This is a genomic window from Aeromicrobium changchenzhani (genome assembly GCF_057586615.1).
The window spans coordinates 1,037,066-1,049,773 of record NZ_CM172480.1 but is presented as its reverse complement, the minus strand read 5'-3'; the positions used below and the strand labels follow the sequence as shown (position 1 = coordinate 1,049,773).

11 protein-coding genes and 1 tRNA gene are annotated in these 12,708 nt (G+C 61.5%); 5 read left to right on the top strand and 7 right to left on the bottom strand.

From position 1 onward, the window contains the following. Nucleotides 1–111: 111 nt before the first annotated feature. The 5 genes from AC2YB9_RS05310 to AC2YB9_RS05290 form a co-directional block, all read right to left on the bottom strand. Nucleotides 112–188: transfer RNA gene (locus AC2YB9_RS05310), tRNA-Met, on the bottom strand. 167 nt (nt 189–355) lie between these two features. Further along, entirely contained in the window at nt 356–3,265 is a 2,910-nt protein-coding gene (locus tag AC2YB9_RS05305; RefSeq protein ID WP_487267717.1) for a UPF0182 family membrane protein, read from the bottom strand. Nucleotides 3,266–3,286: 21 nt separating this feature from the next. After that, nucleotides 3,287–3,814: a PPA1309 family protein gene (locus AC2YB9_RS05300; RefSeq protein WP_487267716.1), complete on the bottom strand. Its 528-nt coding sequence runs from the start codon at nt 3,812–3,814 to the stop codon at nt 3,287–3,289. Further along, nucleotides 3,805–4,890 (bottom strand): YlbL family protein, encoded by a 1,086-nt coding sequence (locus tag AC2YB9_RS05295; protein WP_487267715.1) that lies wholly within the window; start codon nt 4,888–4,890, stop codon nt 3,805–3,807. Before AC2YB9_RS05295 ends, AC2YB9_RS05300 begins: the two co-directional genes overlap by 10 nt. Nucleotides 4,891–4,899: 9 nt before the next feature. After that, nucleotides 4,900–5,337, bottom strand: coding sequence for a molybdenum cofactor biosynthesis protein MoaE (locus AC2YB9_RS05290; protein WP_487267714.1), 438 nt, complete (start codon nt 5,335–5,337; stop codon nt 4,900–4,902). Between the two features lie 46 nt (nt 5,338–5,383). Here AC2YB9_RS05290 and AC2YB9_RS05285 point away from each other — a divergent pair, with 46 nt between their 5' ends. Further along, entirely contained in the window at nt 5,384–6,691 is a 1,308-nt protein-coding gene (locus tag AC2YB9_RS05285) for a zinc-dependent metalloprotease (protein ID WP_487267713.1), read from the top strand. Next, entirely contained in the window at nt 6,688–7,239 is a 552-nt protein-coding gene (locus AC2YB9_RS05280; RefSeq protein WP_487267712.1) for an NUDIX hydrolase, read from the top strand. Before AC2YB9_RS05285 ends, AC2YB9_RS05280 begins: the two co-directional genes overlap by 4 nt. Here the strand turns inward: AC2YB9_RS05280 and AC2YB9_RS05275 are convergent. Continuing rightward, nucleotides 7,199–7,690, bottom strand: coding sequence for a YgjP-like metallopeptidase domain-containing protein (locus AC2YB9_RS05275; RefSeq protein WP_487267711.1), 492 nt, complete (start codon nt 7,688–7,690; stop codon nt 7,199–7,201). The two genes, AC2YB9_RS05280 and AC2YB9_RS05275, sit on opposite strands and share 41 nt — an antisense overlap. 347 nt (nt 7,691–8,037) lie before the next feature. Here AC2YB9_RS05275 and AC2YB9_RS05270 point away from each other — a divergent pair, with 347 nt between their 5' ends. The 3 genes from AC2YB9_RS05270 to AC2YB9_RS05260 all read left to right on the top strand — a co-directional run bounded on the left by AC2YB9_RS05270 (nt 8,038) and on the right by AC2YB9_RS05260 (nt 10,569). Further along, nucleotides 8,038–8,196: a DUF5679 domain-containing protein gene (locus AC2YB9_RS05270; RefSeq protein WP_487267710.1), complete on the top strand. Its 159-nt coding sequence runs from the start codon at nt 8,038–8,040 to the stop codon at nt 8,194–8,196. Between the two features lie 82 nt (nt 8,197–8,278). After that, nucleotides 8,279–9,175 (top strand): hypothetical protein, encoded by an 897-nt coding sequence (locus AC2YB9_RS05265; RefSeq protein ID WP_487267709.1) that lies wholly within the window; start codon nt 8,279–8,281, stop codon nt 9,173–9,175. A gap of 38 nt (nt 9,176–9,213) precedes the next feature. Further along, nucleotides 9,214–10,569, top strand: a complete 1,356-nt coding sequence (locus AC2YB9_RS05260; protein ID WP_487267708.1) for an ABC1 kinase family protein — start codon at nt 9,214–9,216, stop codon at nt 10,567–10,569. A gap of 17 nt (nt 10,570–10,586) precedes the next feature. Here AC2YB9_RS05260 and AC2YB9_RS05255 read toward each other — a convergent pair whose 3' ends face one another. Further along, a complete protein-coding gene (locus AC2YB9_RS05255) occupies nt 10,587–12,653 on the bottom strand; it encodes an ATP-dependent DNA helicase UvrD2 (protein WP_487267707.1) in 2,067 nt (688 codons plus the stop codon). Nucleotides 12,654–12,708 lie beyond the last annotated feature (55 nt).

The following is a 12,708-nucleotide window of genomic DNA, read 5'->3' as shown; positions in this document are numbered from 1 at the left end:
GCCGATGCGCTTCGCACGAATCCGCCAGCACTACATCGAAAATCACCCGCCTGGCCCGGTAAATACAAAAGGTTCCTGACCAGCATTTCTGCTGATCAGGAACCTTTTCTTTGGTAGCGGGGACAGGATTTGAACCTGTGACCTCTGGGTTATGAGCCCAGCGAGCTACCGAACTGCTCCACCCCGCGTCGCTTTAAGTAGTCTACGGGTAAGCGGCCTGTGTGCAAAATCGGGGGTCCCGTACACGCCCGACAGTGTGGCCGAGCACGGCAAGCATCATCTGGTCACGGCAAGTTTGCCGCGACCAGATGAAACCTACCGGGTGAACGTGGTAAACCCCCGGCTACTTCTTCGGCTACTTCTTCGGGGTCGGGAGTGCTTTCTGAGCAGCATCAATCGCATCGCCCATCGAGGTGATTTCCTTCTGGTAGGTCGCCAGATCGCCCTTCTTGAGCGCGCTCTTTGCCCGGTTGTAAGCATCGGAAGCATCGGCCAGATATTGCGCGGCCGTCTTCGATGTGGTTCCAGACGCAGGAGGTGCGGCGCTGCCGTTGTTGTCCGGCGTCGCCGAACCAGCTTCAAGTCCCACTGCAACCCGCAACGCTTGGTCAAGTGTCTGACCGAAGCCAACCTTCTCACCGAACGAGGCGATCACGAACTGCAGAACCGGATACGATCCCTGCTCAGCAGACCGTTTAATGTAAACCGGCTGGACATACAGCAGACCATTTCCGACCGGAAGCGTCAGCAAGTTGCCGTAAAGAATCGTCGTCGACTTTGACTGCTGATACTGCAGCAACGCCTGCGAGACGCCCTTATCGGCATCGAACTGGTTCGACATCTGGTTCGGTCCGGGTATCTGCGTGTCGCTAGGCAACTGCAAAATCTGGAACTTGCCATAATTGGCCTTATCCGCAGCCTCAGAGTTAACCGACACGAACGACGCGAGGTTCTCTCGACTGTTCGGCAGATAAACACTTGTCAACGCGAAGTTGGGCGATGGCTCACCCGGCTGCGTGATTGACACGTAGTACGGCGGCTGGAGCTTCTTGGTCGACGACGCCGGATCGACCGGCACCTTCCAACGCTCGCCATCTTCATAGAAGGTCTGCGCATCGGTCACGTGATAACGCTGCAACACATCACGCTGCACCTTGAACAGATCGACCGGATAGCGCAGGTGCTCCAACAACGCGTCGGAGATTTGCGATTTCGGCTTGACGACGCCTGGGAACACCTTCATCCACGTCTTGAGCACCGGGTCCTTGGCATCCCACTGATAGAGCTTGACCGTGCCGTCGTAGGCATCGACGACAGCCTTGACCGAGTTGCGAATGTAATTGACCTGATCGGCCGGCAGGATGGCCTGCGCTCCCCCATCACCGGTCAACGAGTCCGACGTAGCCGTTTCGAGCGAGCGTCGCTGCGAGTACGGGTAGGAGTTGCTGGTCGTGTAACCGTCAACGATCCACACGACTCGGCCTCCGACAACGGCCGGATAAGGATCGCCGTCGGCGGTGAGCCATGGCGCGACCTTGTTGACCCGCTCACGCGGTTCGCGGTCGTACAGGATCTTGGATGCCTTATTGACACGGCCAGACAAGACAATGTTGGGCTCGCCGAACTTGAACGCATACAGCATCTTGTTGAACGCGCCGCCAACTGGAACGCCGCCCTTGCCGTCATACGTGTTCTGGGTGGCATTGGCTTTGGTGGTCTTGCCACTGGCTGCGCCACCACGCGGAATATCGACCTCAATCGGGGTCGCGCCCTTCGGGCTACCAACGATCGAATAACTGGGCGACTGTTCGCCGTAGTAGATCCGCGGTTCCTTCGTGATGTTGAGTTCACCAACGGGCGGAATGTCCTTCTCCACCCACACCGGCTGCCCCTGCGGGCCACGCTGATTGCCGCGGGCCGCAATGACGCCATAGCCATGCGTATAAATAGTATGGTCGTTGTTCCAGTTGCGTTGGCTGGACTCGAGACCGTTGAGATCAAGTTCACGCGCCGCAATGATGATGTCCTGCGGTTGCTTGTTGTCACCCAAGCGATAGCGATCCACGTCGAGTGTCTGCGGCACCGAGTAGTAGCCACGGACCTGCTGCAACTGCTCAAAGGCCGGCGCGACCAGTGTCGGATCGAGCAACCGGCTGCTGACCCGCGACTCGGCCGATTGAGTCAGCTCGGTCGGCGTCAGCGCGGTCTTCGCGTCATACGGCTTGACCTGTACGTCAGACACCTCGAACGCGTCTCGTGTCGCGGCGATATTGCGCGCGATATAAGGCCCTTCCTTGTCCGGCTCAGACGGCTTGACCTGGAACGACTGCATCACGGCCGGCCAAATTCCGCCGATCAAAATCGAGCTGAGCACCATCAGGCCCAGGCCGATCCCCGGCAGCATCCAACCTTTGAGGAACAAACTGGAGAAAAACAGCAGCGCACAGACGATGGCAACTGCCACCAAAATATTCTTACTCGGAATACGTGCGTGATCGCCGGTGTAGGTGACGCCGTCGATGAGTCCGCCGTCGCCGATCGCCAAACCAAACCGGTCAAGCCAATAGGAGAACGCCTTCAGCAGCAAGCCCAGCCCAACGAGCACCGAGATATGCATCTGCGCGGCACGGGCGAAACGTGGGCCGCGGTTGGCGATACCCACGCCGCCGTAAACGTAGTTGATGAACAGAACAACGACGATGGCGACAACGATCAGCGCGAACCCGAATGACGTGAGGAAACGCAGCCACGGATAGTCGAAGGTATAAAAACTGATGTCCTTGTGGAACTGCGCGTCCTGCTTGCCGAACGGCGTGCTGTTCTTCCACATCTGGAACGTCTGCCAGTGACCCGCCGCCACAGAGCCAGCGATCGCGGCGACGATCAGTGAGAACACGATCACGACCGGACGCAAGATCGGCGTCAATAGCTGCCGATAGCGGTATGACGGGTCGTCGCGCCGCACCGGCGCCGTCGCTGGCCGGGTGCGGTAGGCCAGAGCGATGTTGGCCATGACCACGCCCCCGAAGATCAGCCCGAACGCGATGAACATCAAAATCCGCGTCCAAATGACGGTGCTGAAGACGCCACTGAAGCCGACCGACTTGTACCAAAGTCGATCCGTCCAGATGCCGGTGAAGACCGATCCGGCCAACAACAAAAGCGCCAGCGTCACCAGCGTCGGGACGAGAACCCTACGTCGGCGTTCGGCCCGAGGGCTTGGCGGACGTGGGTTAGGGCGGGGTGTTCCAAAGATGTCGCTCACGAGTCTCCTGTGTCGGTGGCTCTAGTCTGCCAGTGTCTGTTTGAGTTGGGCGACCAGTCCGGGTACGAGTTCTGGCCCTTCGAGAAGTTCGCCGTTTTCGGGGACCCGTGCGCGCACGGCGCTGTGGACGCCACCGGCACGAGTGACCGCGGCGACAAGGCGCACTTCTTGCCGATCGGGATGGGCGGCGGCGAATGCCAACAGCTCATCGGGATCATCGGGAAGCTGGTCCTCGACCTCCGGCGGCAACATGATGCGTTCGATCACGGCGGCACAGCCAATGACCTGATCGGGCCACATGATCTGCGCAAGCGCGTCTTCTAACGAGACCTCCGGCGGCAACGATTCCTGCTCAATGGGGGTGTATCCGCCAGCCGGCGTATCGTCCCCGACACCAAGCGCTTTGGCCAATTCGGGCTCTTGTTCAGCAAGCTTGGCCGTCCGGACCAGCGCATACAGCCGCGCCGGTTGATCCCAGCCGTCCTGAGCAACATGCGCCTCGATCTCGATGGTGACTTGCCGCAGCGGGCTGTCGGGCATCAATTGCATGTCGAGACCTTCGCTTTCGGATCCTTGGCCAGTTTTTCCAGGGCCGAGATCGCGCCCTTCAACGTCTTTATTCGCACTAATTTTATCCCGAGATCCTTGCCGCCTGCGGCTTCCTTGCAGTTGGCATCGGGGACCAAGAAGATCGTCGCCTTCTGGGCGTGCGCGCCGGCAATTTTTTGGTGTACACCGCCGATCGGCTGGACAACGCCATCGCCGGTGATCTCGCCGGTACCCGCAATCCGTTTGCCAGCGGTCAGGCTGCCTGGCGTGAGCCGATCATAAATGCCCAATGCGAACATCGTGCCAGCGCTCGGTCCGCCGATTTCCTCGTTAACATTGTTGGTGATCTGAATCGGGAAGACGAATTTCTCGCCGATTGAAATGCCGACACGGGGAAGTTTCTTATCCTTGGCATCAGGTCGGGTGGTCAAGCTGATCGTCTTCGTCGCGCCGTCGCGGGACACAACCACGTCGACCTTGTCCCCCGGTCGGTGCGCACCTACGGCCGCAACGACGGCTTTGGCAGTGCTGGTCTTTTTGTCATCAACCTGCTTGATGACATCGCCGGCCACCAACTTGCCCTTCGCCGCACCGTCGGGGAGGACCTGCTGAACCACCGGCACGGACGGCACTTGATAGCCAGCAGCCTTGAGTGCCGCCGCCCGTGACGTGTCCTTCGAGCCGGCGAGTTGAACGGCACCCTGGCTTGATGAGGACTTCTCACTCTGATGATCGGGATAGATAAGCGATTTGGGTACGACCGCAACGCTCTTGTCGAAATAGGACGTCACGGCCTCGAACAACGAAACATGGGTGTTGGCGCGGGTCACCGACACCGTCGTGAAGTCGAGTGCGCCTGATGTCGGATAGGTCTTGACGCCCTTGCCGAAGGTGAACATCGGCTTATCGTCGAAGCTGCCGAGTGTGTTGAATGCCGGTCCCGGTTTCATCGTCACATACGGCAGCGGTGCGAGGAACGCGACGCAGGTCAGAACGATGACCGACAGCGCAGCCACCACCAAAGTTGCGTAGCGCTGGCTCATCGCAATCGGATGAGCGTCGTTGGGCTCGGTCACAGACAAAGACTAGGCGGTCGTATCAACATGATTGGCAACCCACTCGCCAGCGCCGCTGCTGTAGGTCTCGTACTTCCATACCGGCACGGTGGTTTTGAGCTCGTCAATGAGTCGTCGCCCCGCCTCGAATGCCTGCTCTCGATGCGCGGCCGAAGCGGCAACGATCACGGCAATGTCGCCGATCTCCAAATCGCCCACACGATGCACAGCAGCCAAGGCAATGACGTCGGACTCGGCAGCGATACGTTCGGCCACCTTGGTCAATTCGGCGCGCGCGGTTGGATGTGAGGAATAACCCAGCGCCTCGACCGAGTGGCCATCGGCGTGATTGCGAACGGTGCCGATAAACAGCGTGATCCCGCCGGCTCGGTCGTCGCGCACGGCCGCATAGAGCTCATCCAAACTCAGTGCGGTGTCACGTATGTCGATCAGCCGAACGGTATTCATCCCCTCAAGCCTACGGCCATCACCGCTAACCGGCTATTTTGGAGTCATGGCCGATCCAGAAGACCGCGACGACGAATCCAAACCCGACAATCCATTTGCCGGAACCCCTATGGAGCAGCTCTTTGCCGGATTCACCGGTGGACAGATGCCCGACATGAATGCCCTCATGGGGCAGATGCAGAAGATGTTCACCCCGCACGAGGGCAACGTCAACTTTGATGTGGTTAAGGAGGTTGCTCGCCACGCACTTGCCGCGGCGGGCCCAGATCCTTCGCCCAACACCCACCAGATTGGTGCGGTCGACGACGCGGTGCGTCTGGCCGAGCTCTGGCTCGACAGCGCCACCTCGCTGCCTGCTGGCACGTCGAATACCGCCGCGTGGAGCAAAGCGGAGTGGGTTGAGGCAACCGCTGACACCTGGCAGCAACTCGTCGAGCCGATTGCCGGCAATGTCGTCAAAGCGATGGCGAGCGCCATACCCGAAGAGGCCAAAGCCATGGCCGGCCCGCTGCTCGGCATGTTGACCCAGGCCGGTAGCGCGATGTTCAGTCAGCAGATCGGCCAGGCGTTGGCCGCGTTGGCCGGCGAAGTCGCATCGTCGACCGATGTTGGGCTGCCCCTCGGGCCCACCGGGGTCGCCGCGATCCTGCCCGATGGTGTCAAGAAGTTCGGCGCGGGCCTTGAGCAGAGCGATGCCGACGTCATGCTTTACATCACGCTGCGCGAATGCGCTCACCATCGCCTATTCGCTTTCTCCGGCTGGTTGCGGCCGGCACTGATCGGCGCGATCGAGGAGTTCGGTCGCGGCACGACGATCGACATCAGCGCGATCGAAGCGCAAATCCAGTCGCTCGACCCGTCCCGTCCCGAGGAGATTCAAGAGGCCCTCACCGGCGGCCTGTTCGAACCGGTTCGCACTGCCGCGCAGCAGGCCGCGCTGGACCGGCTCGAATCGCTACTGGCGTTCATCGAGGGTTGGGTCGATGAAGTCGTGAGTCAGGCGACGAAGGAGCGTATGCCGTCCGCCGCTGCACTCGGCGAAGCGATGCGCCGACGTCGCGGTGCTGGTGGACCGGCTGAACAAACGTTTGCGTCGCTCGTTGGGCTCGAACTTCGGCCACGCCGGCTGCGCGATGCCAACACGCTGTGGGCCGCGTTGCGCGATCGGCAAGGGCCTGAGGCACGCGACGCCGTATGGGCACATCCAGATCTGATGCCCGGCAGCGCCGATCTCGATGACCCACTGGGCTTCGCGCAGGGCGAGATGGCCGATGAGTCAAGTGCTGACTTTGATGCCGCGTTGAATCAGCTGCTCGATGAAGAGCCACCGACCGACGGACCTGCTTCGGCGTGACCCTCCACGACGACGCGCGCGCCGCCCTCGCTGCTTGGCAGCCTTCAAGCCCCCATCAAGAGCGGTTGCGGCGGACCTATCTGACCCACCTGGCCGAATATCCCCAAGCGATGCAACGCCGCTGCCATCCCGATCACCTGACCGCGAGTGTACTGATCTTCTCCGCCGACCACCGCCAGGTCGTATTGACGCTCCACAAGGTCATCGGCCGTTGGTTGCAGACCGGCGGGCACTGTGAGGACAGCGACAGCACGCTCGTCGATGCCGCGCTACGGGAGGGCCGCGAGGAAAGTGGGATCACGAACCTTTCGGTCGATCCGACACCCGTCTGGTTGTCCCGCCATGAGGTGCCGTGTGGCCCGATCCGGCCAGCCCATCATCTGGACGTGCAATTCGTGGCCGTCGCACCAGCCGGCGCGGAGCCGGTGATCAGCGATGAGTCCGAGGATCTCCGCTGGTGGGATGTCGATTCCCTGCCCGAGGACACCGATGCCTCGGTTCGGGAGCTCACTTTGGCTGGTGCGCGACGCCTTCGAGAAAGCCCTTAGCCCGCTCGGCCCGCGGAAAGGCCGCCACCAAATGCCAGAATCGCACGCTGTGATTGGGCTCAAGCAAATGCGCGAGTTCGTGGACCAGAACGTAGTCAATAACCCAGTCCGGCATGCCGATCAGGCGATCGGAGAGCCGTATGCTCGCAGCATCGATCGTGCACGATCCCCAGCGAGTGTTCTGATTGGACACCCACCGTACCGATGACGGCACAGCGCTTCCGTCGAGCCATTCGGCCGAGAGTCGGATCGCCCGGGCCAGGAGATCTGTATCGCTGATCGGCTGACGGCGGCCGCGACGATCAAGTCGTTCGACCAGACGTGCGATGACCGCATCGGCCTCGGCCTTCGACAGGTGGGCAGGAACCAGGGCAATCGTCCTGTTGCCTTCACGACGAACCTGCACCGACCGCTTCCGACGAGTGCTACGCCGGATCTCGATTTCACCCACAGAACTACGGTAGCGCGACGCCAACTGGCAACTTTTTTCCGCGCGTCAACATGCGCCGAAGAATGGGCAGGTCAGAGCACACAATTGAGGCTCCCTCAGGTTGTCATGCACAAGTTTTCCACAGCCATCGCCGCACTGTCCACAAGCTTTTCCGGCGTTCCCCACATCCTTTCCCCAACTTTATCCACAGGCGTGGACAACTATTTTCCCAATTCTGTTGACCCGGGCGAACCGGCGGTCCTACCGTGCGCAGATCCGAGCGACGACTCCCCGCCCGGCTGACACACAATTCGCCGAATGACCCGTAGTCTGAGCGTGACCAGCACCACATCGCCTAGGAGGCAATCATGTCGGAAACGTGGAGTGGAGAGTTCTACTGCGTGAAGTGCAAGGACAAGCGCGAAGCTACGGGTGACGTTCACGTAAGCGAGAAGGGCACCCGTATGGCCAAGGGCGTCTGCCCCGTGTGCGGCACCAAACTCAATCGGATTTTGGGCAAGGCCTGACCAAAACAAGGACCGCCGAGTTCTGAACGGCTCTGTGGACAGTTCACTCGCCATTTTTGTCAAACGGCGCCACGCTTCGATTATGACTGAACTTCCTTCGTGGCGACCGGCGCTGCGTCCCGGTGCGGTGTTGCTCCGCCGCGATTCCTACCATCTGCAGGTCGGCACCTCACCGGGTTATGTACTCACTGACCGGCCCGGATTGTTCTCGATGCTCACGCTTCTCGACGGCATCCGCGATGTGCGCCGACTCATTACGTTGGCCTCCCGATTTATCCCAGAATTCACTGACGACCTTGCCGAAACCCTCCAAGGACTCATGGCTGCAGGGGTCGTCTTCGACGCTCGCCTATGGGATCTTCCCGGTGCCCCGCAACTCAGCCTCGAAGCACGAGCGGCCGCGTTGGTCGGACACGAGCCAGCCGGAGTGGGTCTGCGATCGACGTTCCGCTGGACCATCAACGCCGACGCACAGGTGCAAGGCCTTGCCGATATCGTCACCGAGATCCTTATTGGATCCGGCTTTACCGCACCAAACGATCTTGATCCGGTGCTTCACATCATGATCAGCAGCGGTGAGCCGAATCGAACCCGCTTCGAGACGGCAATGGATTCGGGGCTCGATCATCTTCGGGTCGTCGTCGAGGAATCGCGGGTCCGCATCGGACCGCTCGTCCAGCCCGGCCGCACGCCGTGCATCAACTGTCATGATCTACATCGCCGAGACTGGGACGCCGCCTGGCCCGCGCTGATGACTCAGTTTGGCAGTGCGAGTGCTGCTCCCGCCCCCGCGCTCGACACGCTCATGCTCTATCACGCTGCAGTCGTCGTAGCCGCCGAAGTCATTTCCTACTGCGGACACTCCACCCTGACCGCGCTTGGCAGCTGCCTTGTTCTCGGCCCGGGCCATGATGAGCTCAATAGTTGGCCGGTGACCTTTCACCCGCAATGCAGTTGCACGCTGCTGATTGCGGCCTGAGTCGGCACTCGTGAAGCAGTGCCAACTATCCTGTGGATGTGACCTCCGACGATGACAACAAGCGCCGCTCAATGCCGAGCGGCGTGTTCGCTCGGACTGCCCGACTCGCGTCACTTCCAGTCGGCTTCGCCGGGCGCACCACGTTGGGCGTAGGCAAGCGTATGGTCGGCGTCCCCGCGAATGCTGTGCTCGACGAGGTCCAACGCCGCACCGCTGATCAGATCTTCAAGGTGCTCGGCGAACTCAAGGGCGGCGCGATGAAATTCGGGCAGGCCATGAGTATCTTCGAGGCGGTGCTCCCCGACGAGGTCGCTGGACCGTACCGCGAGACCCTCACCAAACTGCAGGACGCCGCTCCCCCAATGCCGCCAGCGGTCGTTCACCGCGTCATGGCCGAGCAGTTCGGCGCCGATTGGCGTACGACCTTCACCTCCTTCGATGACATTCCGGCTGCCGCAGCGTCGATCGGTCAGGTTCATCGAGCGATCTGGGATGACGGCGAGCCGATCGAGGTTGCGGTCAAACTGCAATACCCGGGCGCGGCGAAGGCGCTTCTGTCCGATCTCAAGCAAATCGGCCGGGTGGCCCGATTGTTCGGCGTGATCGCCCCCGGGGTCGACGTCAAACCGCTGGTCGAGGAGCTACAGGAACGCGTCGCTGAAGAATTGGATTACTCGCTCGAGGCCGGCGCTCAGTCGATCTTCGCCGAAGCGTTCGCCGCTGATCCGGACTACGTGATTCCGCGCGTCATCGCCCATACGCAGAAGGCACTCGTCACGACGTGGCTGGAGAGTGAGTCATCGTTGGCCGCGATCATTGCCGCTGGAAGCCAAGACCAGCGTGATCATTTCGGTGAACTGTATGTCCGCTTCATGTTCGACGGTCCGGCCCGGACGGGGTTGCTGCACGCCGATCCGCATCCAGGTAATTTTCGTATCCTGTCCGACGGCCGACTCGGCGTGGTCGACTACGGCGCCGTGGCCCGACTTCCCGAAGGGCTTCCTCCAGTGGTCGGCGAACTCCTCCGCGCCGCCGTCGACGACGACTACGCCGCGGTCGTTGATGGGCTCCGGACCGAAGGATTCTTACGACCCGGCGTTAATCTGAGTCCAGAAGTCATTGCGCGATACATCGGCCCGTTCGTCGAACCGGCGCAGGTCGAGCGCTTCACCTTCAGCCGCGATTGGATGCGAGCCCAATTGGCCCGGACCAGCGCGCCGAATGCTGAGGGCCTTGGAATGGCGGTCAAAATCAACCTGCCACGTCAGTATTTATTGATCCACCGCGTATGGATCGGCGGTATCGGGGTGCTCAGCCAGCTCGGCGCAGAGGCGCCGTTCCGGCAGATCTTGATCGACTCACTCCCCGGCTTCGGTCGGCCGGGCGACGCTTAATCGCTCTGCTGACGGGATCATTGGGCCGCGCACAGCGCGAGCAGTTCTTCGCCGTAACGATCGAGTTTAACCTTGCCGATCCCGGTGATCCGTCCCAGCGCACGACCATCTTGCGGCTTCACCTCAGCGATTCCTTGCAGGGTTGCATCGGTGAAGATGACGTAAGCGGGAACACTCTGCTCGGTCGCCTGCCCCTTGCGCCATTCACGCAAGCGCTCGAACAGCGCCTCGTCATAGTTGGAGGGACAATCCTCGTGCCGACCCAACTTGCGTTCCGATGCGGTCGCAAGCAGATTGCCGCATACCCTGCAGCGGGCAACTTTGCGCTCACGCGTCTGACCGACCGCCCGCCGCGATTGATGGCTGGCCGGCAGCAATGCATCAAGAAAGCGCGTCGGCTTCCGGGTGGCGCGACCGCCGGGCCGGCGTGCCGCGGCCCAAGAGATGAACAATCCAGTGCGAGCACGAGTCACCGCGACGTAGAACAAACGGCGCTCTTCCTCGATCTCGCCATCGGTCGTCGCATGAATGCTGGGCATCATGCCCTCGTGCATGCCAACACAAAAGACCGCGTCCCATTCAAGTCCTTTGGCCGAATGAATCGTGGTGAGCGTGACGCCGTCGGCCTCTGGAGCATTGGCATTGGCGGCGCGGCGATCGAGATCGGCCACCAACTCGGTCAACCCGACGCCCACATCCGAAGCGGCAAGATCGGTCGCCATCGACACGAGCGCGTGCAGCGACTCCCAACGATCGCGGGCAGCGCCCGCGCCTGCGGGCGGCTCGTCGGCATGGCCAACGCTCGCGAGCACGGCCTTGACCTCGGCGAGGAGATCATCGCCGGGCTCGCCGCCGCGAGCTGCGCCGCGCAGCAGCGTAATGCCCTGGCGGACTTCGGGGCGCTCAAAGAAGCGGTCGACACCGCGCAAAACATACGGAATCCCGTGTTGGCCCAGCGCCTCTTCAAAGGCCTCGGACTGGGCATTGATCCGAAAGAGGATCGCCATATTTTTGTAGTCCGTCCCGCCACGATGCAGCAAGGAAATCTCGTTGGCAACCGCACTGGCTTCGGCTACTTCATCGGAATAGCCGGTATAACTCACCGGATCGCCGGATTCTTGCTGTGATTGGAGCTTGACGTTGCCGCCCTTGGCACTGCCGGTGAACACCGCGTTGGCTGCAGCAACGATCTGCGGCGTCGAACGATAGTTTCGGACGAGCTCGTGCCGCTCAGCAGCCGGGTAGGTTCGGGTGAACGAACCGAGGATCTGCGGCGAAGCGCCCGCGAACGAATAAATCGTTTGCGCCGGGTCGCCGACCACGCAGACGTCGTCACGTCCACCGAGCCACAGCTTCAGCAGCGTTTCTTGCAACGGGTTGACGTCCTGATATTCATCGACGATGAACCAGCGATATTGCCGCCGGACCTGTGCAGCAACCCGCTCGTCGTCGGCAAGGATCGCTGCGGTCACAAGCAGTATGTCTTCCATGTCGATCCGGTTTCGGTCGCGTTTGATCTCCTCATAGGCGGCAAATACGTTGCCGATCATCGGCGGCTCGACGTTGGCGACTTCGCGCCGCGCTGGCCCACTCGCCTTGGCATAATCAATCGGGCGCACATTGCTGACCTTGGCCCATTCGACCTCTGCGGCCAAGTCGCGCAAAACGGTTTGATCCGGTCGGAGCCCACAGCGACGGGACGCCTCACTTAACAACGGAATCTTCGAGCGGGTGACTTCGGGAAATTCCGAACCGTAGACCTGCGGCCAGAAATAGCGTGCCTGGCGCAGCGCCGAGGAGTGGAAGGTATGCGCTTGGACGCCTGCGGCGCCGAGCATACGGAGACGGCCGCGCATCTCACCGGCCGCGCGACGGGTGAACGTCACGGCCAGCACCTCGGTCGGCTCATAGACTCCGGTCGCCACACCATAGGCAATACGGTGGGTGATCGCCCGGGTCTTGCCGGTGCCGGCGCCAGCGACCACACAGACCGGTCCGCGCAGCGACAATGCGACTGCCCGCTGTTCGGGATCGAGAGCGCTGAGCAGATTGTCCGCAGTGGGCAGGTCGTCGGCAGTGGGCACGTGGGTCCTTTTGGAATAGCAGTCGCGGTCGGGGTGTTTCACTGGCAGAGTACTT

What these genes read in the sequence shown, in the direction of transcription:
- AC2YB9_RS05300 (WP_487267716.1), bottom strand. Translation starts at nt 3,814, where the DNA reads ATGCAATTGATGCCCGACAGCCCGCTGCGGCAAGTCACCATCGAGATC.
- AC2YB9_RS05290 (WP_487267714.1), bottom strand. Translation starts at nt 5,337, where the DNA reads ATGAATACCGTTCGGCTGATCGACATACGTGACACCGCACTGAGTTTG.
- AC2YB9_RS05285 (WP_487267713.1), top strand. Translation starts at nt 5,384, where the DNA reads ATGGCCGATCCAGAAGACCGCGACGACGAATCCAAACCCGACAATCCA.
- AC2YB9_RS05270 (WP_487267710.1), top strand. Translation starts at nt 8,038, where the DNA reads ATGTCGGAAACGTGGAGTGGAGAGTTCTACTGCGTGAAGTGCAAGGAC.
- AC2YB9_RS05265 (WP_487267709.1), top strand. Translation starts at nt 8,279, where the DNA reads ATGACTGAACTTCCTTCGTGGCGACCGGCGCTGCGTCCCGGTGCGGTG.